1 protein-coding gene is annotated in these 433 nt (G+C 69.7%); it reads left to right on the top strand.

The features are described 5' to 3' along the window. Positions 1 to 433: alpha-N-acetylglucosaminidase TIM-barrel domain-containing protein (locus TN53_RS42490; RefSeq protein WP_199924768.1), on the top strand; the 433-nt coding region annotated here is incomplete at both ends.

Raw genomic sequence — 433 nt, 5'->3', positions numbered from 1 at the left:
CCAGCCCCGCCGTGCTGCTGGCAGGCCTGCACACCTACCTGCGGCGGACCGCGCACGCCTCCGTCTCCTGGACCGGCGAACAGCTGAACCTGCCGCGCACCCTCCCCGCGCCCTCCGCGGAGATCACGGAAACGGCGAACGTGCCGCACCGCTTCGCCTTCAACGACACCAACGAGGGCTACACCGGCGCCTACCGCGACTGGGATACCTGGCAGTACGAGTTGGACGTGCTGGCCGTGCACGGAGTCAACCGGGTCCTCGTCTACATCGGCGCCGACGCCGTCTACTACGACACGTTCCGTCAGTTCGGCTACACCGACGCCGAGATGCGCGCCTGGATCCCGGCCCCCGCCCACCAGCCCTGGTGGCTGCTCCAGAACATGTCAGGCTTCGGCGGGCCCGTCTCCCGGCAGCTCATCGAGAGGCGTGCCGC

This window comes from Streptomyces sp. WM6386 (genome assembly GCF_000972385.1).
Taxonomy (GTDB): Bacteria; Actinomycetota; Actinomycetes; order Streptomycetales; family Streptomycetaceae; genus Streptomyces.
The sequence above is the reverse complement of the archived record's forward strand: the minus strand, read 5'-3'. Positions and strand labels throughout refer to the sequence as shown.